Annotated in this window: 15 protein-coding genes and 3 pseudogenes; 7 read left to right on the top strand and 11 right to left on the bottom strand. The window is 60.1% G+C overall.

The genetic code is table 11. The features are described 5' to 3' along the window. Position 1 precedes the first annotated feature (1 nt). The 5 genes and pseudogenes from AB4O25_RS03225 to lexA form a co-directional block, all read right to left on the bottom strand. Positions 2-1,708 (bottom strand): ATP-binding protein, encoded by a 1,707-nt coding sequence (locus tag AB4O25_RS03225; protein WP_017528014.1) that lies wholly within the window; start codon positions 1,706-1,708, stop codon positions 2-4. A 109-nt stretch (positions 1,709-1,817) separates the two neighbouring features. Continuing rightward, a pseudogene (locus AB4O25_RS03220) lies at positions 1,818-4,890 on the bottom strand (error-prone DNA polymerase). After that, positions 4,887-6,298: pseudogene (locus tag AB4O25_RS03215) on the bottom strand (Y-family DNA polymerase). Before AB4O25_RS03215 ends, AB4O25_RS03220 begins: the two co-directional pseudogenes overlap by 4 nt. A gap of 7 nt (positions 6,299-6,305) precedes the next feature. Next, a complete protein-coding gene (imuA, locus tag AB4O25_RS03210; RefSeq protein WP_065878320.1) occupies positions 6,306-6,920 on the bottom strand; it encodes a translesion DNA synthesis-associated protein ImuA in 615 nt (204 codons plus the stop codon). Then, positions 6,920-7,536, bottom strand: a pseudogene (gene lexA / locus AB4O25_RS03205) (transcriptional repressor LexA). Before lexA ends, imuA begins: the two are co-directional and overlap by 1 nt. A 201-nt stretch (positions 7,537-7,737) precedes the next feature. Between lexA and AB4O25_RS03200 the strand changes: the two are divergent. Together AB4O25_RS03200 and AB4O25_RS03195 are read left to right on the top strand one after the other, a co-directional pair. After that, a complete protein-coding gene (locus AB4O25_RS03200; RefSeq protein WP_460150469.1) occupies positions 7,738-12,414 on the top strand; it encodes an RHS repeat-associated core domain-containing protein in 4,677 nt (1,558 codons plus the stop codon). Between the two features lie 175 nt (positions 12,415-12,589). Then, on the top strand, positions 12,590-13,081 hold the full coding sequence (locus AB4O25_RS03195; RefSeq protein ID WP_460150468.1) for a hypothetical protein: 492 nt from the start codon (positions 12,590-12,592) through the stop codon (positions 13,079-13,081). Positions 13,082-13,600: 519 nt separating this feature from the next. Here the strand turns inward: AB4O25_RS03195 and AB4O25_RS03190 are convergent. Continuing rightward, positions 13,601-14,038, bottom strand: a complete 438-nt coding sequence (locus tag AB4O25_RS03190; RefSeq protein ID WP_017530336.1) for a DUF3995 domain-containing protein — start codon at positions 14,036-14,038, stop codon at positions 13,601-13,603. Positions 14,039-14,130: 92 nt separating this feature from the next. Between AB4O25_RS03190 and AB4O25_RS03185 the strand changes: the two genes are divergently transcribed. Together AB4O25_RS03185 and AB4O25_RS03180 are read left to right on the top strand one after the other, a co-directional pair. After that, complete coding sequence (locus AB4O25_RS03185) at positions 14,131-14,520, top strand: DUF2946 domain-containing protein (protein ID WP_017530335.1); 390 nt, start codon at positions 14,131-14,133, stop codon at positions 14,518-14,520. A 95-nt stretch (positions 14,521-14,615) separates the two neighbouring features. Next, positions 14,616-16,742 (top strand): TonB-dependent receptor, encoded by a 2,127-nt coding sequence (locus tag AB4O25_RS03180; protein ID WP_460150466.1) that lies wholly within the window; start codon positions 14,616-14,618, stop codon positions 16,740-16,742. 81 nt (positions 16,743-16,823) lie between these two features. On the opposite strand, the gene AB4O25_RS03175 is transcribed toward AB4O25_RS03180, so the two are convergent. Beyond that, on the bottom strand, positions 16,824-17,840 hold the full coding sequence (locus tag AB4O25_RS03175; protein ID WP_017530333.1) for an ABC transporter substrate-binding protein: 1,017 nt from the start codon (positions 17,838-17,840) through the stop codon (positions 16,824-16,826). A gap of 133 nt (positions 17,841-17,973) precedes the next feature. Continuing rightward, positions 17,974-18,423, bottom strand: coding sequence for a hypothetical protein (locus AB4O25_RS03170; RefSeq protein WP_050554011.1), 450 nt, complete (start codon positions 18,421-18,423; stop codon positions 17,974-17,976). A 413-nt stretch (positions 18,424-18,836) separates the two neighbouring features. On the opposite strand from AB4O25_RS03170, the gene AB4O25_RS03165 reads away from it, so the two are divergent. The 3 genes from AB4O25_RS03165 to AB4O25_RS03155 all read left to right on the top strand — a co-directional run bounded on the left by AB4O25_RS03165 (position 18,837) and on the right by AB4O25_RS03155 (position 19,762). Beyond that, a complete protein-coding gene (locus AB4O25_RS03165) occupies positions 18,837-19,103 on the top strand; it encodes a hypothetical protein (RefSeq protein ID WP_026067460.1) in 267 nt (88 codons plus the stop codon). Between the two features lie 114 nt (positions 19,104-19,217). Next, a complete protein-coding gene (locus AB4O25_RS03160) occupies positions 19,218-19,448 on the top strand; it encodes a hypothetical protein (RefSeq protein ID WP_026067459.1) in 231 nt (76 codons plus the stop codon). A 71-nt stretch (positions 19,449-19,519) separates the two neighbouring features. Then, the gene (locus AB4O25_RS03155; protein ID WP_017530330.1) at positions 19,520-19,762 is read left to right on the top strand and encodes a DUF2789 domain-containing protein; all 243 of its coding nucleotides are present in this window, start codon (positions 19,520-19,522) and stop codon (positions 19,760-19,762) included. Here the strand turns inward: AB4O25_RS03155 and AB4O25_RS03150 are convergent. The 3 genes from AB4O25_RS03150 to AB4O25_RS03140 all read right to left on the bottom strand — a co-directional run bounded on the left by AB4O25_RS03150 (position 19,728) and on the right by AB4O25_RS03140 (position 23,321). Then, positions 19,728-20,987: a methyl-accepting chemotaxis protein gene (locus tag AB4O25_RS03150; RefSeq protein WP_411736606.1), complete on the bottom strand. Its 1,260-nt coding sequence runs from the start codon at positions 20,985-20,987 to the stop codon at positions 19,728-19,730. The genes AB4O25_RS03155 and AB4O25_RS03150 overlap by 35 nt on opposite strands. A 548-nt stretch (positions 20,988-21,535) precedes the next feature. Then, the gene (locus tag AB4O25_RS03145) at positions 21,536-21,940 is read right to left on the bottom strand and encodes a TraR/DksA family transcriptional regulator (protein ID WP_003191666.1); all 405 of its coding nucleotides are present in this window, start codon (positions 21,938-21,940) and stop codon (positions 21,536-21,538) included. A 358-nt stretch (positions 21,941-22,298) separates the two neighbouring features. Then, complete coding sequence (locus AB4O25_RS03140; RefSeq protein WP_026067458.1) at positions 22,299-23,321, bottom strand: ABC transporter permease; 1,023 nt, start codon at positions 23,319-23,321, stop codon at positions 22,299-22,301. Positions 23,322-23,370: the final 49 nt, after the last annotated feature.

Below are 23,370 nucleotides of genomic sequence, written 5' to 3'. Positions count from 1 at the left end.
GTCAACCTTGTCTTGCGGTAAGCACGCGGCGCACGCGTAACGTCAGGGCTTCGGGGCTGTAGGGCTTGCTCAGCAGATGAATGTCGCGGCTCAGCAGGTGGTTGCTGGAGAGGATGTCGCGGGTGTGGCCGGAGGTGAACAGCACCGGCACGGGAGGCGTTTGCCCGCGGGCCCACTGCGCGAGGTCGGTGCTTTTGACGCGGCCCGGCATTACCACGTCGGTAAAAATCAGGTCCGGTTGCAGGCCGTCTTTGAGCTTGAGCATGGCCTGGTCGCCGTCTTCGGCGGTGAGCACGGTGTAGCCCGATTGTTCGAGCACTTCCACGACGGTCAGGCGCACGCCTTCATTGTCTTCGACCACCAGGATCGTTTCCTGGCCGCCCTCGGGCGCCAAGGGTTCGGCCGATGTTTCCGGGCGTTCCTCGCCCAGGTTGCGCGGGAAATACAACTGCACCAAGGTGCCCTTGCCTTCTGCGCTGCACACATCCACGTGCCCGCCGCTTTGGCGCACAAAGCCGAACACCATGCTCAAGCCCAGGCCGGTGCCGTGGCCGTCGCGCTTGGTGGTGAAGAACGGTTCGAACACCTTGGCCTGGATCGCCGGTGACATGCCCACACCGGTGTCGCTCACCGCCAGGCGTACGTATTCGCCGGGGCTGATGCTTTTGCCGATGCAATCATCGGGGTTGAGGATGATGTTTTCACCGCTGATGCGAATCACGCCCTCGCCCTTCATGGCATCCCGCGCATTGATCGCCAGGTTGAGCAAGGCGTTTTCCAGTTGGTTGCGGTCGACATGAATGCGCCACGGATCACGCGGCAGTTGCACATCAATGCGGATGGTTTCACCCAGTGCGCGCTGCAGCAGTTCGCCGAGGTTTTCGTAAATGCGCAACGGGTTGTACACCGCCGGAGACAATGGCTGGCGACGGGCAAAGGCCAGCAGTTGTGTCGACAGCTTGGCGCCCCGCTCCACCGCTGCAATGGCCGCGCTCACACGCCGCTGCACCTGGGGGTTGTCCGGTTCATGGCGGGCCAGCAAATGCAGGTTGCCGGCGATCACTTGCAGCAGGTTATTGAAGTCGTGGGCCACGCCGCCGGTAAGGCCGCCGATGGCTTCGAGTTTTTGCGACTGGCGCAACTGCTCCTCGGCGGTGGAGCGCGCCTGCACTTCAGCGGCCACGCGCTGTTCGAGATTATGGGTGAGTTCCTGACGCACCTGTTCGGACTTCACCAACTCGGTGGTCTCGACCACAATCGCCAGGACGCCGGCCGGTTGCTGGTCATCGCCGGCGACGGGGCTGTAATACAGGTCCAGCCATACGGTTTCCGGTTGTCCGTTGCGCAGCAGCACCAAGTCCTTGTTGTTGAACGACAACGTGCCTCCGGCCAGGCAGGTGTCCACCACATGCCGGTTGAAGTCGGCCACTTCCGGCCAACCCAGCTCCACCGGCGTACCCAGCAGGTACGGGTGGCGACCACCGGCAAACGCCGAGTAGCTGTCGTTGTAGATCATGTGGCCCAGGCGCCCCCACAGCATCACCATCGGCACCGGTGAGGCAAGCATCATTTGCACGGTACAGGCCAGGCTGGTGGACCACTGGTCGATGGGCCCGAGGTCGGTTTTTGACCAGTCAAAGCCGCGTATACGCTGAGCCATTTCACCGGCCCAACCTTCACAGCCATGGGAATTGGATAAGAATTGCATTGTTAAGCTCTGGGCAAAGACAGGACAGTCGCCATTTTTGGAGCTTACACCGAGCAGATGGTTTCATTTGGTATAAATTTGGCAGTAACCACCACGCTGTCCCCAGGCTTCAGTGAAAATCCCGGCTGCGCACATCGATGCCTTCCAGCAATACGCTGAGGTCGGTCAAACGCCCGGCGATCAAGTGCCGCACCTCGCCCACCGCCTCCCACCGCCCGTCCACTTTGAGCAGCCGCGAGCCGACCAGGGCCTGGCGCTGACGTTCGGCCAGGTCGCGCCAGACCACCACATTGAGGTTGCCGAATTCGTCCTCCAGCGTCACAAAAGTCACGCCGCTGGCGGTGCCTGGGCGTTGCCGACCGGTGACCAGGCCCACCACGCTGACGTTACGCCCATGCTCCACCGCCATAAGCTCGCGGGAACTGCGGCACCGACGCTTGCGCAACTCATCGCGCAGCAACGCCAGCGGGTGCGGCCCAAGGGTGGTGCCGAGGGTGGCGTAATCGGCGCGCAGGTCTTCGCCCAGCGTGGGCGCGGGCAAGTCCACCCGCGTTTCATCGCAGCCGGGCAACCCGGCAAACAGCCCCAGTTGTTGGTGTACGCCGGCCACGTCCCAGCGCGCCTGGTGCCGGTTGCCGGCCAGGGCGCGCAAGGCGCCCGCGTCGGCCAACAACGCTTGGGCGCGGGCATCCAGCCCGGCGCGCGCGCCCAGGTCGGCAATGTCGCTGAACGGCCGGCGCTGACGGGCGGCTTCGATGCGCCGCCCGTCCTCTTCGCGAAACCCGCTGATCATGCGCAGCCCCATGCGGATCGCCGGTTGCTGGCCGTCGATGGGCTCCAGGCTGCAATCCCAGTCGCTGGCTCGCACATCCACCGGGCGGATCTGCAAGCGATGGCGCCGCGCATCCTGCAGGATCTGGTCCGGGCTGTAGAAACCCATGGGCCAACTGTTGATCAACGCACAAGCAAACGCCGCCGGCTCGTGGCATTTGAGCCAGCAACTGGCGTAGGTCAGCAAGGCGAAACTGGCCGCGTGGGATTCCGGAAAGCCATAGCTGCCAAACCCCTTGATCTGCTCGAAAATCTGCGCCGCAAAGGCTTCGGTGTAGCCGTTTTTCAGCATGCCGGTGCGCAGGCGCTGCTGGTGCGGTTCCAGGCCGCCGTGACGTTTCCAGGCGGCCATGGAGCGGCGCAACTGGTCGGCCTCGCCAGGGCTGTAGTCGGCGGCGACCATGGCGATCTGCATCACTTGTTCCTGGAACAGCGGAATGCCCAGGGTGCGCTCCAATACGCTTTTAAGTTGCGGCGACGGGTAAGTGGTTGCTTCTTCGTTGTTCCGTCGGCGCAGGTACGGATGCACCATGCCGCCCTGGATCGGCCCCGGTCGCACAATCGCCACTTCGATCACCAGGTCATAAAACGTCCTGGGCTTGAGCCTGGGCAACATCGACATCTGCGCCCGCGATTCGATCTGGAACACACCGATGGTGTCGGCCTTGCTGATCATCGCGTAGGTGGCCGGGTCTTCCTTGGGGATCGTCGCCAGGGCCAGGTCGAGGTCACGATGACGGCGCAGCAGGTCGAAGCACCGGCGAATCGCGCTGAGCATGCCCAGGGCGAGGATATCCACCTTGAGCAGGCCGACCGCGTCCAGGTCGTCCTTGTCCCATTGGATGATGGTGCGTTCGGCCATGGCGGCATTTTCCACCGGCACCAGGGTGTCCAGCGGGTATTCGGAAATCACGAAGCCGCCGGGGTGCTGGGACAGGTGCCGGGGAAAGCCGATCAATTGCCCGGTCAGGGTCAACACACGGCGCAGCAACGGGCTGTCGGGGTCGAAGCCCGCTTCGCGCAGGCGTTCCAGTGGCGGCGTCGCATCACTCCAGCGCCCGCAGCAGTCGGCCAGGGCGTTGATCTGGTCCGGCGGCAACCCCAGCGCCTTGGCCACGTCGCGCACCGCGCCGCTCGCGTGGTAACTGCTGACCACCGCCGTCAACGCCGCGCGGGTGCGGCCATAACGCTGGAACACGTATTGCAGCACTTCTTCACGGCGCTCGTGTTCGAAGTCCACGTCGATATCCGGCGGCTCGTTGCGTTCCTCTGACAGGAAGCGCTCGAACAGCATGTTCGTCAGGCTCGGGTTGATCTCGGTGATACCCAAGGCAAAACACACCGCCGAGTTCGCGGCCGAGCCTCGCCCCTGGCAGAGGATCGAACGGCTGCGGGCAAAGCGCACGATGTCGTGCACCGTGAGGAAATAGCTTTCGTAACCCAGCCTGCCGATCAACGCCAGTTCGTGATTGATCTGTTGCAGGGTCTTGGCATCGATACCCTCGGGCCACCGCTGGGCGATACCTTCTTCGGTAAGAACGCGCAGCCAGGATTGCGCATCATGCCCCTCGGGTACCAATTCGCGCGGGTAGCGGTAGCGCAACTGGCCGAGGTCGAAGGTGCAACGGCGCGCGATGCTCAGGGTCTCGTCAAGCAAGGCTTGCGGGTACAACGCATTCAGCGCATCGAGACTGCGCAAATGCCGCTCGCCATTTGGGTGCAGGCGCGTGCCGGCGTCGGCCACCGAGACGTGATGGCGGATGGCGGTCATGGTGTCTTGCAGGGCGCGTCGACCACGCGCATGCATGTGCACATCACCGCAGGCCACTGCCGGGATATCCAGGCTCGCGGCCAACTGCAGGCGCTGCTCCAGATGGCGCGCATCGTCCTGGCCACAGTGCAGGTGCACCGCCAGCCACAGGCGCCCGGCGAAAGTACGGCGCAGCCACTGGATCGAGGCCTGGGTGTCGCTGTCTTGCGCGACCCACACCGCCAGCAGGCCGTTGAGGGGGTTGGTCGAAGTCTTCTTGCAGCAGGCGATAACGGCCCTTTTCGGCGCGGCGTCGGGCCAGGGTGATCAGGCGGCACAGGTACTGGTAGCCGCTGAGGTCTTCCACCAGCAGGACCAGTTTCGGGCCGTTTTCGATGCGCACTTCGCTGCCGATAATCAATGGCAAGCCCACCGCCTTGGCCGCCTGCCAGGCACGCACGATGCCCGACAACGTGCATTCATCGGTGATCGCCAAGGCGCTGTAGCCCTGGCGCTTGGCGCGCTCGAACAACTCCAATGCACTGGAAGCACCGCGCTGGAACGTGAAGTTGGACAGGCAATGCAGCTCGGCGTAGCTCATGCGAACCAGCCTTGCAGCCACAGGCCATCGGCTTGCCCCACCGTGCGGTAGGCCCAGCCTTGCTGGCCGGCGCGGGTCTGGATCAGGTAGTAGTCGCGGCGGATGTCGGCGCCGTCCCACCAGCCGGTTTCGATACGCTCCGGCCCCATGAGGATCCGCACGCCCTGCTCGGCCAGCAAGGTGGGCTCGTTGAGCAGCCAGCCGGGACGTTGCACCTTGTTCAAGGTCGGGCATGGGCGAGTGTCCGCCGCCGCTTGCCAGGCGCATTCGGGCCGATGGTCGGCGTGAAAGCGCAGGCCTTGCACCGCCTCATCGCCCAGGCGCGCGCGCAGGCGTTCGCGCAGTTGCTCCCAGGGCAGGGTCTGTTGCGGGCGGTCGTCGAACAGGTCCTGGCGCTGCGGCACAAATACCGGCAAGTCGCGGGCCACCAGGCGAAAGCCGCGCACCGGGGCGCTGACTTGCAACTGCTCCAGGCGCCCACGGGCCAGTTCGAAGAGCATCGCAGGTTCACGCTCGGCGCTGAGCAGGCCGACCTTGATCACGCTGTCGGGCGCCTGGGCGTGTTCCAGGTGCAGGTCAAAACGCTGCACGCCACTGTCGCGACCACACAGGAATGCCGACAAATCGCCGGTCAAGCGGCGCAGCGGAAACAGCAGCGCCTGGTGGGATTGCACGTCGAAATTCAATTCGATGCGTTCATCGAACTGGTCCGGCGGCTGGTAAACCCAAGGGCCAAGGGGCGTTGTCCGGTCAGTGCATCCAGGTGTTTGAGCAACGTGGCGTCGAAACGCCGCGCCAAGGTGTGCCGGGGCAAAGCCTGCACCTGCGCCAGGGTACGCAGGCCCATGCGCGACAACGCGGTAGCGGCCTGGGGCTCAAGGCCGGCGCGGTCGATGGGCAGCGGCGCCAAGGCTTGCGCCAGGGCCTCATCCGCGACGGCCAGGCCATCGTAGAGATTGGCCAGCACCCGCGCCGCGGCCGGGTTGGGTGCGGCGACGATACGGTGACGAAAGCCCAGTTCGGTCAGCTCTTTGCGCAAACGCGCTTCAAACTGCGGCCAGGGCCCGAACAGTCCCAGGCTCGATTCGATTTCAAACAACAAGGCGCGTGGGTAATACAGGCTGACCTGGGAGCTGAACTGATAGGCCCAGGCGGCCAGGAACTGCTGCCAGCGTTCGATTTCAGCGGGGTCGTATTCGGCGCTGGCAAAGGTCTTGGCCAGGGCATGCGCCGCCGTCAGCGATTGGCCGGGACGCAGCCCCAAGGCACGGGCAGCATCGTTGACGGTTTGCAGCACACGCCGCTGCGGCGTGCCGGCCAGCAACGCCAGGGGTTGCTCGGGTTCGGGATGCACACGCTGCACGCCGTCCAGCGCCAATTGCGGGAACACAATACACACCCAGCGCATAGCAACCTCAATGCCCGCTCAGCGCAATCGGCGCCGGATGAGCCAGGCCGCCACGGCATTTGAGCACCCGCACTTGGGCAGGCCTGGCTTCGACGGTCAGGCGCAGGGCGGCGGGAGATGAGTTGACTGCCTCGCTGATGGATCGCCAGGCAAACGCCAGGGTCTGCCCGGTTTCCGCCGCCACCTGCAAACGCCGCAACGCGCGATCATCGGCCTTGCGCGGCCAACACAACACCGCGCCGCAACTGCCGGAGCGCAGGCATTGCTCCACCGCCCACAACGCGTCGCGCTCCTCGGCCTGCACCACCGAGAGTTGGCGTAAATCGACCCCGGCGTTCTGCCAGGCGTGGGGGTACGGCGTATACGGCGGGGCCACCAGCACAATGCGTTCTCCCGCCGTGGATAAGCGCGCCAGGGTCGGCAGCACCAGTTGCAATTCGCCGATACCTTCATTGGCCAGCAGGATTTCACTCAGGGCCGACTCAGGCCAGCCGCCGCTTGGCAGCACCGCATCCAGCGCCGTAAGCCCGGTAGGATGCACACTGGCCGGCGGCGCGGCGGGCCGGCCTTTCCAGACGCGGCCGCCATTGAACAGCGTATCCAGTGCAACCACGGCGCCCATCAACCTTGCCTCACCAGGCCGCAGAACACCCCTTCAATGGCCAAGTCCTGGTCAGGCCCCACCACAATGGGTTGATACGCGGGGTTGCGCGGCAACAGACGCACGCTGTCGCCATTGCGTTCGAAACGCTTGATGGTGACTTCACCGTCCAGGCGCGCCACCACGATCTGCCCGGTCAGGGCCTCGGCACTGCGGCGTACACCCACCAGGTCGCCGTCGAGAATGCCGTCTTCGATCATCGAATCGCCCTGTACCCGCAGCAGGTAATCCGGCGTTTTCGCGAAGGTAGCGGGGTCCAGTTGCAGGCGGCTGTGTACGTCGGCATCGGCGCCAATCGGCCGGCCAGCGGCGACACGCCCGAGTACCGGCACATCCAGCCATTCGGGACGGGCGGGTTGATTGAGCAGGCGAATACCACGGGCCTGATTGGGGTTGACCTCGATAAAACCGGCTTCGGTCAGCGCCACCACGTGTTTACGCGCGACGCTGCGCGAGGCAAAGCCGAACGCTTCGGCAATCTCGGCGAGGCTGGGGGCTGGCCTTGCTGCGCGATACGGTCGCGGATAAAGGTCAGGATGGCGGTACGGCGAGGGGTCAGGTTCGTCATGGAGTACATTTGTACTCCTGTAGGAGTTTTCTTACAATAGCCGGTAGTCGCGTAGCAGGGAACGTGAGTTGTTGAAACGTCCCACATAAGCGCCGGATAAGCTCTACTCCCCTGCTCTGAAAACCTCTGCAAAGTCCTTCGCCTGAATGTACAGCGCGAGGGAGTGCAGATGGTTTGTTTGGTGATGGGCCTGGTTGATGGGGCCGTGTCTTGATTCCGGTCATTGCCAGCCTGGTCCTGGCCCCCATGGATGCCAAGGCGCCGGACGTTGAAGGCGTCTTGCGTGATTTGCGGGCATGTCTCAACACCTTTGACGACTGGGCCGAAAGCGTCTGGAGTGGCTCGGCGCTTGAGGTGGAGCAGGTTTTCAAAGTCGGCGAAGAGGTTGCGTTGATCGCGCCGGTCTCTTCCAGAAAACCCAGCACAGTGGTCGCCACGTGTGATGCTCAGGGGTCGATGACCCTGGTGCATCTGTTTGAAAGCACGCGCTTCGTGCCTATCGGCAACACGCCGGTAATGCTGCAGGCCATCGCCCGGGATGGCAGCCCGACGGGACCGCCCATCCATCGAACCATCGGCCCCGGCGGCACGCTTGAAATCCAGGAATGTACCCGCGACCAACAATACCAAATTACGTTTTATCCCGACGTTTCCACGGATCACGTCAAGGCGCTGTATGCCTCCTATCAATCGGTGATCGCCGGGCTGGAAACGGGCCTGCGCGATGAGTGGGCGAAGACCTTCAAGCCCCAGTGGGACGAGTTTGCCGACGCCCCGTCTTTGCAACGCAGCGCAATGCAAGGCGCGGCGTTTTCCAGCGGTTTGGCTCAGGCGCTCTACAACCTGTGGGACAACATCACGCAGGTGTATGAGCTGTTATCGGATCTACAGGCCAACAGCGAAAAGTTGTTGGCGTACATCTCTCAGGCCGACCTCGATGAACTGCTGACGCTCGGCAGCGACGCCATTGCCCACGCGTTGCTGGTGCTGAGTGATGAGCCGCTGTTGTTCATTTTTATCTCGGCGATGGTCAGCTGGATACGCCTGCTGCCGCCGCCGCAGATGTTCGAATTGCTCGGCGAGATCACCGGCGAGGTCTTGATCAATCTACTGCTGATGTGGGCGACGGCAGGCACGGGCGTGACGCTGCGCCTGGGTGCTCAGGCGCTGGGGGCCATCAAGTCCGCACGGGTGCGGGGGTTGTTGGAGCTGCTGGCCAGGCACCTTGTGAGGCCAGGGTTGGAACCGCATGTCGCAGTGGCCAGGCCATTGCTGCTGGGCAGCGCGCCAACGCCGATCAAGACGATTCCGGTTGCGCCGTTGAAGGCTGGGGATCAGGTGGTTTCGAACCCTGTTCCGTTGGTTCGTAACAAGTCCCAGCGGACGGTATTGGTTCGGCAGGAGCATGTCGATGATGTGCCGGTCGTGGCTACGAATCCCAAGGGTGACGCGGCGACTTCGGCGGACAAAACAGCGACCAATGGCTGCCCGGTGTCGATGGTCACTGGGGAGGAATTGCTCACGCTCACCGACGGCACGTTGGATGGGATTTTGCCGTTTGAGTGGACACGGTTGTACCGCACCAGCGCGGTGGAAGTGGATGTTGGGCTGGGGTTTGGCTGGAGTCATTCGCTGGCGCAGCGGCTTTCTGTTTCGGGCGATTCGGTGGTGTGGACCGACCATGAAAACCGGTCGACTGAGTTTCCGCTGCCTACCGAGGCGCGACCGGCGATCACCAACAGCCTGGCCGAAGCGGCGATCTATTTGGGGGCTTCGCCGGATGAGTTAGTGCTGGCCCAGGCCTCACGGTTTTATCACTTTCGCGACGGGGTGCTGGTCTCGATCAGCGATGCGTATGACAACCGCCTGCGGATTGCGCGGGATGTGTTGGGGCGTATTGCACGGTTGGATAACGGCGTCGGGCGCTCGCTGTTTTTGCGTTATGAACTGGGCCGCATGGTGGCGGTGGATTACCAGGTTCAGCGGGCCAAGGGGTATGAGCCTTACGAATGGGTGACGGAACAGAACGTTGTTTCCTACGCCTATGACGACGTGGGCCGACTGGTTTGCGCGACCAACGCCGTCGGCGAAAGCGAGGTTTATCGGTACGACGAGCAGCACGTCATTCTGGAGCGGGGCTTGGCCGGTGGGGCGAGTTTCTTCTGGGAATGGGAACGCTCCGGCAAGGCGGCCCGCTGTGTCCGGCACTGGGCCAGTTTTTCGCAGATGGATACGCGGTATGTCTGGGAGGACAACGGCCGCGTGGTCGTGCAGAACGCCGATGGCAGTCAGGAAGAGTATGTCCACGATGACCGGGCGCGGTTGGTGCAGCGTATCGACCCGGACGGCGCTCAGCACTTCAAATCCTACGATGACAAGGGTCGACTGACGGTCGAGCAGGATCCGCTCGGGGCGGTGACGGCGTATCAGTACGACGATGCCGGACGCTTGGTGGCGGTGTTTCCGGGAGATGATGAACCGACGTCCTACGAGCATGACAATGGCTTCGTACGGGTGGTAAGACGTGGTGAAGCGGTCTGGAAGTACGAGCGTAACGACCAGGGCGACGTGACGCGTAGGACCGATCCCGATGGTGAGGTGACGGACTACAGCTACAACAAGTACGGGCAACTGACGGGGGTTTGGTATCCCGATCACAGTTGTCATCGCCTGGTGTGGAACGAACGCGGTCAGCTCATTGAAGAGCAACGGCCCAATGGCGACACCAAGCGTTATCGCTACGACGATCTGGGCCGCCAGATTGCCCGCGAGGATGAACAAGGCGCGCTGACTCAATACCAATGGGACAGCGTCGGCCGGTTGATTCGCATCGTGTTGCCAGGCGGTGCCACGCGAGAATACAGCTACAACCCCTACGGAAAAATCACCGCCGAACGCGACGAACTCGGCCACGTCACCCGCTACGAATACGCCGACGGCCTACACCTGATCAGCCGCCGCCTCAACGCCGATGGCAGCCAGGTCAACTACCGCTACGACAACGCCCGACTGCTGCTCACCGAAATCGAAAACGAAGTCGGCGAAACCTACCGGCTCAACTACCACCCCAACGGCCTGATCCAGCAGGAAATCGGCTTTGACGGTCAACGCACCGCCTATATCTACGACCTCAACGGCAACCTCCAGGAAAAAACCGAACACGGCGACAATGGCAGTCAGTTAGTGACTTGTTACGAACGCGACCACGCAGGCCGCCTCGTACGAAAAACCCTACCCGACGGCAACATGGTCGATTACGCCTACGACCGCCAAGGCAACCTCCTCAGCGTCGACGACGGCCACTGGGCGCTGGCGTACGAGTACGACGCCCAAAATCGCCTCACCGGTGAACATCAGGGTTGGGGCACCTTGCGCTATGGCTATGACGCGTGCGGCCAGCTGCAACACCTGCGCCTGCCGGACAACAACCGACTGGTTTTTAGTCACGGTAGAGGCGGCGACCTCGCTACCGTCGAACTCAACGGTGCACTACTGACTTCTCACCTCTTCAAATCCGGCCAAGAACACCAACGCCAACAAGGCCAACTCCTCAGCCACTACCACTACGACGACCAACACCGCCTGCACGCCCACACCATCACCCAACAGGAAAACCACCTCTACCAACGCCACTACGATTACGACAAATCAGGCAACCTCACCCGCCTGAACGACACCCGCAAGGGCGAACACCGCTACCGCTACGACCCACTAGCCCGCCTCACCCGCGCCGACCATTCGCAAGACCTGCACGAACGCTTCGGCCACACCCCAGCGGGCAATCTACTGATGCACGACCGCCCCGGCCCGGACATTGTGGGGGGCAATCGGTTGATGATTCAGGGCGACCGGCACTACGACTACGACGCCTTCGGCAACCTGATCCGTGAACGGCGTGGACGTGGGCATGCGTTAGTCACTGAATACCGCTACGACTGCCAGCATCGCCTGATAGGCATCACCCAGCCCAATGGCCAAACCGCCAGCTACCGCTACGACCCGTTTGGGCGGCGCATCAGCAAAACCGTTGATGGCATAACGACCGAGTTTTTCTGGCAAGGCGAAAAGCTGATCGCCGAGCACCATGCGGATCGGCATCGCAGCTACCTCTACGAACCCGATAGTTTTAGGCCGCTCGCCCTGCTGGAAGGCTTCGGCCCACAAGACACCAAGCCCTACCATTACCAACTCGACCACCTCGGCACGCCGCAGGAACTCACAGCTCCTGATGGCGAAATCGTCTGGTCCGCCCACTACCGCGCCTACGGCCAAATCAGCCGACTCGACATCGGAAAAATCGACAACCCGCTGCGCTTCCAGGGCCAATACTTCGATCCGGAAAGCGGGCTGCACTATAACCGCCATCGCTACTACAATCCGGATATCGGTCGCTACCTGACGCCAGATCCGGTGAAATTGGCGGGTGGGATCAACGCTTACCAGTACGCGCCCAATCCTACTGCATGGGTGGATCCGCTTGGGTTGAGCAGGTGTCCGGGTGCCGATGGATGTAAACCGAAACGTCGCACCGAAGATCCGGTGGGAAACGTTAAGTTTAATGCGGGAGATGTAGACCCCCCTAAAGGGTCAGATACCAAGTTATCAAGAAATGGAGCTTTTAGAAGGGCAAAAGAGATTGGAGGCATACCGCAAAACACTCAACCAATCATGATCTATCGGGAGACCATCCGTGACCAAGATCGTCATATCATGGGCCGCGTGTACGTTTTCAGCTTGAAAAAACACCACCTCACTAGAATCCACGAGCATTCTCTAGGCCACATAGCAGGTAATCACGGACCACATTTCAACACCAAAAACACAGTACATGAAATCAAAACCCCCTTAAAAATTGGTCATGACTCACACACGTACTTTAAGAGATAAAAATGAAAACTATATATATAAATGAATCTGGAGTAAGGCCATGGGAAAGCATAAATCCAACGAATGATGCCAGGTTCACCACCACGACATTATTAGACCACGACTTCAATAATGTCTGGGAGTCTTGGTGTGACGTAATGGCCTCCTTATTAAACAAATGGCCTATTAAAAGAGAGTGGTCCGCAACAACAAATATCGACTTCAACTCAAAAACAGAAGAATACCTATTCAAAAAAATACGGCGGACACACTTAACATCGGAGATTTATGTAAAAAAAATGAAAAAAGCAATATTTATTCCACTATTAAAAACTGCCCAAGCAATCCTCGAAAAATACAAAATCTGGCCTTAGGGGGCTCACATGAGGTCGTTCTGTTAATTCAAGAAACCGAAACTGAAATAGAAGACCTCTGGCGCAGAATGACTCTATTTGAAAAACGTATCACAGCCGAAAACATCAGCATCTTCCTGGAGTCCCAACCAAATATGCTGTTATGTAGATTTTACGATTCAGAAACCCACGCAGCAGCTCAGTTCATCTATCAATCCCATCACGAAAACGAGATCATTTTAAAAAAAATAAAAGCCCGCTTCAAAAAATTAAGCATTGAAGATGTTCACCACTACATAAACGGTACAAAAAAACACAACCACACAAGTAATTGAATATAACGCTGAGGGATATGGATGATATAGAACGACATTTCCCAACGTGAAATTTTGTAAACCTAACCAGCCATTGAACAAAACAGACCATGAGGGGCTGAAGTACTCGACATCTCAGGGGAAATCATTAAACAAGTAACTTGCAAGCATGACGAATTACTGATCGCTTTTACCAACCACCAAAACGAACCTTCATTGAATATCTTTCACAGCGCCTATTGCCTTCAAAGGGGTTAACGTGATCGGCAACGAAATATGCGAAATACATAACGAAGAAGACGTTATTTTTTCGCAAACCGTGAAACGTACATCGACTTTGATTAGGGTCCTGATGACAGGATCAACGATTCCTACCCCTGGCTGCTATATATTTACGCCTGCGAGTTACATCTCCGATACCAAAACACACCAACAAACGAGTCGTTGGAGCATGATTTCAACGAGTACCTGAAACCAGGAAAAGCCAAGAAAACTCCCGGTTTCATGTCCAATTCCCAAGCCTGATAAGCGATTAGGCCCTCAACTCCACGCCACCACCAATAACCCTGCCCCCAACACCAGGCACAACGGCGAATAAAACCACGTATCCAGCCGCGCAAACCGCGACCCACTGACCTTCTTGAAAAAACCCACCAACTCCGAATCCCCAATTGCCCTGGCAAACATCACTACGGCAATCGCGCTTATCCCCCACTGCAACGCCCGATGGGACACCGGCGAAAAGTACAACCCGGCACGCAGGCACACCAACAGTGCAATCGCCACCAACCCCATCGCCACCAAAAAGGTGCCCAGTGCCGAAGGTTTGAACGCCGGGCGTGGCCCGCTGGCGAATTCACCGGGAAGTTGGGGGATGGCGGCGAGGCTGCCGAGTTTGCCGCCGGCGGCCCAATACAAGTGGACCATGCTGATGCAGGTAAAAATGCCGACAATCCACCGTGCGACGACGAAGCTCATGACTGGCTCTCCCTGGAAAAGTGCGAAAAAGCATAGTCGCCCTGAGATTTTTGCAGGCATTTCGTCGGCGGCTGATGGTAAAGTGCCGCCCCATGAAAATCGCCCGTGCCGATCGCTCGCTCATTGCCTGGATGCTGTATTGCTGCGTCCTGTTCAATGTGTTCGCCTGCAGTATCGGTCACGGGCAGATGGTGGGGATGCAACTCAATGGGATTGGCGGTCAGTTCTGTACCGTAGACCCGCGCACCCAGGCCCCCAAGCCGACCCACTCCACCGGTGAGAACCTGCCCACGCTGTCCAAGGCGTTCGGTTGCCCGCTGTGTTCCACCGGCGGCATGGGGCCCGCGCTCAGTTCCAGCCTGAATGTGGCGGTGTTGCCGCAACCTCACGCCCCACCACCGGCCATCGTTCTGGCTGCTGACATCCCTGCCCGCTTCACCTGGCCCACGGCTAACCCGCGCGCGCCGCCCGCTTTCGCCTGATACCTGCGCTTTTTGATCTGCACTGACCTGCGTTTCCGTAAGGAAGTACGTACGGCTGTGCGTTGTTTTCAAGCCACGTTTTTCAGGATTCAACCATGAAGCATTTACCCCTGTTGGCAGGCCTGTTCGGCTGCCTGCCTGTCTGCGCCTGGGCGCTCGAACTGGCCCCGACCACCATCGATGGCCAACCAACGCCCGAGCCCGGCCTGGCCCTGGACCAACCCAGCGGCGTGGCGTCGCGGTTGGGGCTAAGCGTGCGGGAGACCCCGGCGTCGGTAGCCATCGCCAACCGCAATGATATCGAACGCCATGGCGCCAAGACCTTCCGCGATGCGGCCAACACCCTGCCCGGCGTCAACGCCAGCGCGCCGCCGGGGTTTGGCGGTTTTGTGTCCTATCGCGGGTTTACCAGCAGCCAGATCACCCAGATGTTCAACGGCATCAACGTCGCCACCGGCCTGGCACGGCCGGTGGATGCCTGGATCTATGATCGGGTGGAACTGGTGGGCGGCCCCTCCTCCCTGATCAACGGCGCCGGCGCCGTCGGTGGCTCGCTCAACTATGTGACCAAGCTGGCCACCCGCGAGGAACAGGCCGCCGAGGGCCAACTGACCTATGGCAGCTACGACACCGCCGGCATGGCCTTCGGCGTCAACCATGCGCTCACCGAGCCGAGCGCCGAGGTGCAGCATTACGCGCGCCTGGATGTGAGCCGCAACACCAACCACAGTTATATCGACCGTGACCAGCGCGACGCCTGGAGCCTGGCGTTTTCCTTACTCAGCGACCTCACACCCAGCCTGTCCCACACGCTGGCCTTGGAGTATCAGGATGAGCATGAAGACAGTCCTTACTGGGGCACGCCGGTGCTCAACCCCAAGGCCGGCGAATTGAAGATCGACACGCACAACCGGTTCAACAACTACAACGTCGCCGATGGTCGCTACGAGCAGCGAACACTGTGGGCGCGCTCGATCATCGACTACCGGATCAACGACAGCACCGCGCTGAAAAACACCCTCTACCATCTCGACAGCCAGCGCGATTATCGCAACCTGGAAACCTACCAGTACACCGCCGATAACCGTGCGGTGAACCGCTCGACTGCCTACCAGGTGCGCCATCAAGGTGAACAGAACGGCAACCAGTTCGAACTGCGCCATGACGCCAGCTTGCTGGGGCTGGCGACCACCTGGTCCGGCGGTTTTGAGTACAAGGTCAACAGCACCACCAACAGCCCATTGAATGTATCCGGCAAAAGCACGGTGGACCCAAACCACTACAACCCTGGCAATTTTTATGACATACCGGGCACCCGGCCGGGATTCGTAAGGGACAAGACCAACGCGGTGACCACCCAAGCGCTGTTTGTGGAAAACCGGCTGGGGCTTAGCGACAAACTGTCCCTGCTCACTGGCCTGCGTTACGACGCTATCGACCTGGATGTCACCAACCACCGCGTGGTCACGGCGAGCAACCCCCGCCACTTCAAGCGCAGTTGGGAACCCGTGACCGGCCGCGCCGGCCTGACGTACCAGTTCATGCCATCCGCCAACGTGTACGTGCAATACAGCACCGCCGCCGAGCAGCCCACTACCACCACACAAGTATTTGATGTATCGACCGGCAAACAGTGGGAAGTGGGCAGCAAGTTCGACTACCTGGACGGTCGTGGCTCCGCCACCGTCGCGGCCTATCGGATCGAGCGCAAGGACTTTGCCGTGACCGATCCGCTAGACCCGACCAACAGCATCCCGGTCGGCGCGCAGTCGTCCAAGGGTATCGAGGTGGCCAGTTCGCTGCGTATCACTCCAGCGCTTCTGGCAGAGGGCAACTTCGCCTGGGTAGACGCCGAATACGATGAGTTCAACGAGAAGATCGCCAGCGGCGCTGTGGTCTCACGCAAGGGCAACACGCCAACCAACGTACCCAAGCGTGTAGGCAACCTGTGGCTGACTTATGATTTTGCCGATGACTGGCAAGGCGGGGTGGATACGCGATATGTGGCCCAAGTGTATGCCGACAACGCCAATACGCTGACCGTACCGGCCTACACCCTGTTCGGCAGCTTCCTGCGCTACAAGGTGGACTCGCACACCTCGGTGACCGGTCGGGTACGCAACCTGACTAACGCGGTGTACGCCGAGTTTGCCCATGCGTCGCCGGCTTACTATTTGGGATCGCCAAGAACGTTCGAGGTGGCCGTACACACCCGGTTCTAAGCCCGGCAATACCCTCCGAACGCGGGAGCAGGCTTGCTTGCTCCCGCATTTTTGAGCACCACCCGAAAGCAAGAACGGGGGTTATTTCAGACTCGCTTCAACCTTCCCCGCCACCTCCTCGGTCAACCATGCCTTCCACACCTCAGGGTGTTCTTTCATAAACACCTGGGCCACCTCGCGTGGCGCCGTGTGATTCTCGCTCATGGTCGCCAAGGCTTTATTCAATGGTTCGATCGGAAACTCGACCTTTTCAAAGAATGCCGCGATCTGAGGGTGTTCTTTCTGGAACGGCGTGGACACGCCGATACTCAACCTGGATGCCAACGACCGCGTCGGCTTTGGATCAGGATTATCCGCATCCGTCAGGGTTTTCCAGGCCTCGGCGTCGAACGGTGGTTCCTCCAGCTGGATCAGTTTGTAGCGCCCCATCAAAGGCGTAGGCGACCAGTAGTAGAACAAGACCGGTTTGCCCCGGCGTATCGACGAGGCGATCTCGGCATCCAGTGCCGCGCCGGAACCGCTGCGGAAATTCACGTAGCTGTCGTCCAGGCCATACGCCTTGAGTTTCTGTTTGTTGACCACTTCCGAGGTCCAGCCGATGGGGCTGTTGAGAAAGCGCCCTTTACCGGGGGACTCCGGGTCTTTGAACACGTCCTTGTAACGCGCCAGGTCCTTCACGCTTTTAAGCTCCGGCGCCAGCGGCTTGAGCCCTTTGGCGGGGTCGCCCTTGACCACGTACTCCGGCACCCACCAACCTTCGGTCGCGCCTTTGACCGTATCGCCCAGGCCCACCACCTTGCCTTCGGCCTCTGCCTTGACCCACACCGGGCTGCGGCCGGCCCACTCTTCGCCGATCACCTGGATGTCATTCTTGGCCAGGGCGGTTTCCAGGGTGATGGTGGTACCGGGCAAGGTGTCGGTGGGCAGGTCATAACCCTTCTCGACAATCACTCGCAGTATTTCGGTGATCAGGCTGCCGCTTTCCCAGTTCAGGTCGGCAAAGTGCACCGGTGCCTGTGCGGCACAAACCGGCAGCGAAGCCATGGACAGGCTCAGGGTCGTCAGCGACGCGGCCAACAGCGTTCTCAATCCTTTCATGCCCTTGCACCTCGCGATATCGCAGCAGATAGCGGACGGCTTTGCTGCTTATGCGCGAAGCCTCTGAGTAGTTAAGTCAACTCAACTGTAGTAGAGGTTCCGGGAGATAGGAGATGTTCGCAGGATGTGCGGATTATTCACTGGCCTTGAACGTGACCAATTCACCCTTGCGCCACTTGGCGGCCTTGCCGGTCACGGCCTTGAGGGTTTTGGTCAGGCCTTCCTGCAATTGTTCGTTGGCGGCAAACACCAGCATCACACTGTGGCCTTCCTTGAACACGATGCCCTGGCCTTCGGCCGAAGAAACAAAGGCGTAGTCGCCCAGGCCATACACCGTCAATTTGATATCGCGAAACTTGAGTTCGAACTTGCCACCTTCGCGACTGGGTAATACCGCTGCGCGGAAATGGTCGCCTACTTTGAGTTCCAGGCGGGGTTTGTCATCCACCACCATCGCCGCTTCGGTATCGATTTCAGCGATGTAGATGCCTTCCGGCGTCTGCTCAGTGATGTAGACGAAACGGGATTGAAACTGCTTGACCAACTTTGCGCGCAAATCACCCAGCACGAACAACGCGTGCATATCCAGATTACTGACTGCCAAGGAAACGCCCCCACATCGAAAAGAGCGCCGTCCGCCAAAGGCGGGCAGCACAAAAAAACGGCCATTTCGGCACGGTTACACACATTTTTTGAAAAAAACTGAAGAAGATCCCGCTGCCCTGCCAGAGGCAGGTACAGGCGTACACGACAAGCCTCACGCGAGGTCATCCTGCGCCACAGGAAATCACAGGTTCAATAGCCAGAGAATACCGGTCGACCCGCTTCAGAGAATAACCCTATTAAAAACGCAGTTTCCGACAGCTCATACAATTGAAAACACGAGCGCTGGAACCAGGTGCCACCCGCCGACGACAATACTAAAACAGCTACGGGGGTCAAAACCACCCGTAACGCTGCTGGTGTATCAACAAGATCGATCGACAGGAGCTGACCATGCAACGACGTCACTACGACGCTACGTCTTCCCGCACTCGTTCATCATGTCAGGAAGAACGGCAATACTACTGCTTGCACAGCGTCAAGGGGTACTCCAATTCAATTCTTTACCAAGTGGTACCCGCCGGGCGCAACTTCTTTCATATCCTTGAAGTGACCAGCGGCAGAATCAAAGGCTTTCGCAGTGACCACATCCAGGCCTGCGAACTGGCCAAGCAGTTGGAAACCAGCCTGCACGGTGCAATCGTTTCGTCACCTGGATGACTTTACTGCGCCGTCGCCCCTCAACAACTGCCATACTGGCCCGTCGATTGAAACTTGCCCCGTGCGGGTCAGGTTTCATCAGTGCAGTTGATTACCTCGAAGGGAAGGCGATACGTGACGGAATTTGATATTGGCGAATTTTTCATCCATGGCGACGCAAGGGAAGTAGACGGTGAGTTTCAAGCGGTGATCGTGATGCGTGCCAAGCCGCCGCTGACTGCCGTCACCCTGCATCAGGTTGAAAAAGACCGCTGGTTCAAGACCCTGGACACCGCCGCTGCCGCCGGAAAAGAATCCGCCCTGGCACTCAAGACGGCCGTGGATTCAGGCGCATTGACTTCCTGACAATCCGATCGAACTCCTGCGCGGCTCAGCTCTCCCATGCATAACGATGCTCAGCCTGCAGGGAGAAACCCATGGATACGACTAGCCCAACGCTGCAAACCTTGTTCGAACAACTGGGCCTGGATTCAAGCCAGGAAGCCATCGAACGATTCACGGCAGAGCACCGCCTGCCAGACGATATAAAGCTGATCGATGCGCCGTTCTGGAGCGAGCAACAGGCCGCTTTCCTCAGGGAGCAGTTGCATGTCGACGCAGAATGGGCGCCGGCCGTGGACGACCTCAACGCCCTGCTGCACGAACCTCCCCAGGCCTGACGCTCTTCGCGGCTTGCGGCTTATACCCCAGGCGCAAGCCGCCCCAATGCCGCCCCTTGACCATGATCGGCACCGACAAGTCGTGCATCAACTCGCCGGTATCGCGGGTGTAGGTCTGCAATAACACGGCTTGTTGATGGCTGCCGCAGCGAATCCCGGTACGGTCGTCAAACTTGCGCTTGGTGCGGTTCTGTACCGCATCGACCTGGGCGTCGCCGGTCAAGGCCTGGGAAAACGCATTATTGTGCGTGGGCACATAGCCCTGCTGTGTGCAGGCGATGGCAAACACCAGCCCCTCATGACGCGGCAACAACGCTTCCTGGATCGCCGGCAGGACCTGATCGGTGTAGCCGTCAAATCGTGTGTGGTACTTGCTCGGACGAGTGTTGGGAATGGGCGTGTAAGTGCGGTCGAACAAATCGTCCAGGCTGATGCGATTTTGCTGCACATCGGCCTCCATTTGTGCCGCTATGCGGCTGGCGCCCTCACGCGCCAAGTCGTAGACGCGCTGGTGATAGTCATCCAGCCCGACTTCCGCCAGGCGCTCGCTGATGGTTTCGGCCTGCCCTTCCATTTGCACCGCGGCATCGGCCAGTTGCCGGGTTTGCTGGTCGCTCACGTCCAGATCGCTGCGCATCTGCTCCACGGCATGGAACAGGCTGTCGAGTTGGGTGCGGTTGGTATCGGTGCCCAGGGCGATCTCATTGACTTGCCCTTCCACATCCGCCGCCAGGCTGGCGATGCTGTGCAGCTGTTCGCCGGCGCGTTCCACCTGCTCGACGCCAGTGTTCAGGTCCGCTGACAACTGGCGAATCTGCTCCACCACCTGGGCCGTGCGCTGCTGGATATCCGCGACCATCACCCCGACTTCATCGGTGGCCGTGGCCGTGCGGCCGGCCAGCCCGCGAACTTCGTCGGCCACCACGGCGAAGCCCCGCCCGTGCTCCCCGGCGCGCGCCGCCTCAATGGCGGCGTTAAGCGCCAGCAGGTTGGTCTGGCTGGCGATGGACTGAATCACCAGGGTCACGCGCTGGATTTCTTCGCTGCGCTGGCTCAAGGCCTCGATCAGCTCGCGACTGGCATTGGCGCGCTGGCTGAGCTGGTGCATGCGGGTGATCGACTGGGCCAGCACCTCACGGCCTTCGGTACTGCGCTGATGGGCCTGGCTGGCGGCGCCCAGGGCGTCGCGGCTCAATTGCGAGGTGACCTGCTCGGTGCTGATCATCACTTCGGCGCTGCTGACAATCTGCTTGGCCGCACTGAGTTGGGACTGTACGCGGGCGGCCAACTGCTTGACCGAATAGGCCACGCCGGCAGCAGACAGTGCGTTATGGCTGGTGGTGTAGGACAGGTCGCGGGTCAGGTCGCCAATCGCATCGTTGGCCGCGGATTGGGCCATGGCCGGCTTGGAATGTTTAAGGCGCGGTAGCCAGATCACCAGTACGGCCAAAGGCAGGCAGAGGTAAAGCGGCAGGTTGGCAAATGCCAGGCCCAGCAATACCAGCACCAGGGCGGTGCTCTGCATAAGCGGCGTGAGCCAACCGGGCAAACCGCGCACCACCGGTTGCGGTGGCACTGCTGCGCCCATCAGAGTTCCGTCTCCAGCCATCGTCGTTACCCCGCTGCTTGTCGTTATTGTCTCTGCATTAAACGCCACTACCAGGCCATTATCCATGGGCCTTTAGTGGGGTAGCGTGCAATAGATCAATAGACGGGAGGAGTAACGGGTCTTTCTCTGGGGGACCGCTTGAACAATCCCCCAGTTTCACCGCATCAGGCTTGGCGCTGGTGCTTGTCGATCTGCTCGTGGCGCTCTTGGGCTTCGATGCAGTACTTGGTGGTAGGGCTGATCAGCAGGCGCTTGAGGCCGATAGGCTCGCCGCTGTCATCGCACCAGCCAAAGGAATCTTCCTTGATGCGTTCCAGTGCCCGCTCAAGCTGCGGCAGCATGCGCTGGTCGCGGTCGATGGCGTTGACCAGCCAGGTGCGCTCTTCTTCCACGGAAGCGGCGTCGGCCGGGTCAGCCGGGGTATCCAGGCTTTCAATGGCGATACGGTTCTGTTCAATGCGCTCGTGGTGTTCCACTTTCATGTCTTGCAGCAACTTCTCAAAAAAAGCGTGCTGTTCGGCATTCATGTAGTCATCCGCCGGCATGGCCAGCAACTTTTCCTTTGTCATTGATTTCTCTATAAAAAATACGTGCATTAAGGCGAATAAGGGAGCGTTCCGGTCGACCTTTGCAGGCCTCGGAAGGGCGCCATCCATTCCAAGCGCCACCCGGCACTCAATTTACGAGGGGCGGCAGTCTAAGGCCGACTTGAGGGCGCAGCAACTGAAAAGACAGGCATTTTTACCGATACAACCCCAAAAGGCACCAGGACGGGCTTGGCGAACGGTTATCGGAGTGCGTTTATAGCAAGAAATTCAGTCTTGTGGAGCTATATAGAAGACAAACGGTTGAAACAGACGGTTGATGATCCATTGTGGGAGGGGCTTGCCCCCTCCCACATGGAGTTGTGTTGCCCTTTAAGCCGTATCAGCGCTTGAGCTTGCGCTTGTTGCGGTATTGGTCGATGACGACGGCCACCACGATGATCAAGCCCTTGATGATGTCCTGGATATACGCGTCCACACCGACAAAGGTAAACCCACTGGCCATCACGCCCAGGATCAGTGCGCCGATCACCGTGCCGGTGATACGCCCTACCCCGCCCGCCAGGCTGGTGCCGCCGATCACTGCCGCCGCAATCGCATCCAGCTCATAAGACATCCCCATGCCTGCCTGGCCGGTGGCGGCGCGGGCCGAGGCCACCACGCCAGCCAGGCCTGCCAGAAGACCGGCGATGCTGTAGACGATGATCAAGTGGCGCTTGACATTGATCCCCGAAGTCCGCGCCGCCTGCATGTTGCCGCCGATGGCGTAGGTGTACTTGCCGTACTTGGTGTAGCGCAGGGCGATATGGAAGATCACCGCCACCACCAGGAAGATGATCACCGGCATCGCGCCATGGCCGATGGCGGTGTATGAATCCGAGAGCATGCTCACCGGCTGGCCTTCGGTGTAATAACGCGCCAGGCCACGGGCCGAGACCATCATGCCCAGGGTCGCAATAAAGGGAGGAATACCGGTGACGGCGATGATACTGCCGTTGATCGCCCCGGCCAGCAACCCCACCCCCAGGCCCATGGCGACCGGGATCCAGACCGGCAAGTCCGTCAGGCTGGGGAATACCGCCCGGGAAAAATCGGAAGTCTGCGCCAAACTCGCGGCAATCATCGCCGACAGCGCCAGCACCGAGCCGGACGACAAGTCGATCCCCGTGGTAATGATCACTTGGGTCACGCCAATGGCCAGCAGGCCGATGATCGACACTTGCAGAATCATCAGCACCAGGCGCTGGGAATTCATCAAAAAGCTCTGGTCCCGCACAATCCAGCCGAACATCTCAAACACCAGGCCGATGCCGATCAGCACCAGGAAGATGCTCAGCTCGGTAGGCAATCGCCGCCGGTGCTTGACCGGTACCGTGGCAGGCTTGTTGTCTGTTATTGCGTTCATAGCCAATCACCTTCTTATTCTGTGGCGCGGGCCAACCGCAGGCCCGCGC

The organism is Pseudomonas sp. S3_A03 (assembly GCF_054668275.1).
The sequence above is the reverse complement of the archived record's forward strand: the minus strand, read 5'-3'. Positions and strand labels throughout refer to the sequence as shown.

What these genes read in the sequence shown, in the direction of transcription:
- AB4O25_RS03225 (WP_017528014.1), bottom strand. Translation starts at nt 1,708, where the DNA reads ATGCAATTCTTATCCAATTCCCATGGCTGTGAAGGTTGGGCCGGTGAA.
- imuA (WP_065878320.1), bottom strand. Translation starts at nt 6,920, where the DNA reads ATGGGCGCCGTGGTTGCACTGGATACGCTGTTCAATGGCGGCCGCGTC.
- AB4O25_RS03190 (WP_017530336.1), bottom strand. Translation starts at nt 14,038, where the DNA reads ATGAGCTTCGTCGTCGCACGGTGGATTGTCGGCATTTTTACCTGCATC.
- AB4O25_RS03185 (WP_017530335.1), top strand. Translation starts at nt 14,131, where the DNA reads ATGAAAATCGCCCGTGCCGATCGCTCGCTCATTGCCTGGATGCTGTAT.
- AB4O25_RS03180 (WP_460150466.1), top strand. Translation starts at nt 14,616, where the DNA reads ATGAAGCATTTACCCCTGTTGGCAGGCCTGTTCGGCTGCCTGCCTGTC.
- AB4O25_RS03175 (WP_017530333.1), bottom strand. Translation starts at nt 17,840, where the DNA reads ATGAAAGGATTGAGAACGCTGTTGGCCGCGTCGCTGACGACCCTGAGC.
- AB4O25_RS03170 (WP_050554011.1), bottom strand. Translation starts at nt 18,423, where the DNA reads ATGCACGCGTTGTTCGTGCTGGGTGATTTGCGCGCAAAGTTGGTCAAG.
- AB4O25_RS03165 (WP_026067460.1), top strand. Translation starts at nt 18,837, where the DNA reads ATGCAACGACGTCACTACGACGCTACGTCTTCCCGCACTCGTTCATCA.
- AB4O25_RS03155 (WP_017530330.1), top strand. Translation starts at nt 19,520, where the DNA reads ATGGATACGACTAGCCCAACGCTGCAAACCTTGTTCGAACAACTGGGC.
- AB4O25_RS03150 (WP_411736606.1), bottom strand. Translation starts at nt 20,987, where the DNA reads ATGATCAGCACCGAGCAGGTCACCTCGCAATTGAGCCGCGACGCCCTG.
- AB4O25_RS03145 (WP_003191666.1), bottom strand. Translation starts at nt 21,940, where the DNA reads ATGACAAAGGAAAAGTTGCTGGCCATGCCGGCGGATGACTACATGAAT.
- AB4O25_RS03140 (WP_026067458.1), bottom strand. Translation starts at nt 23,321, where the DNA reads ATGAACGCAATAACAGACAACAAGCCTGCCACGGTACCGGTCAAGCAC.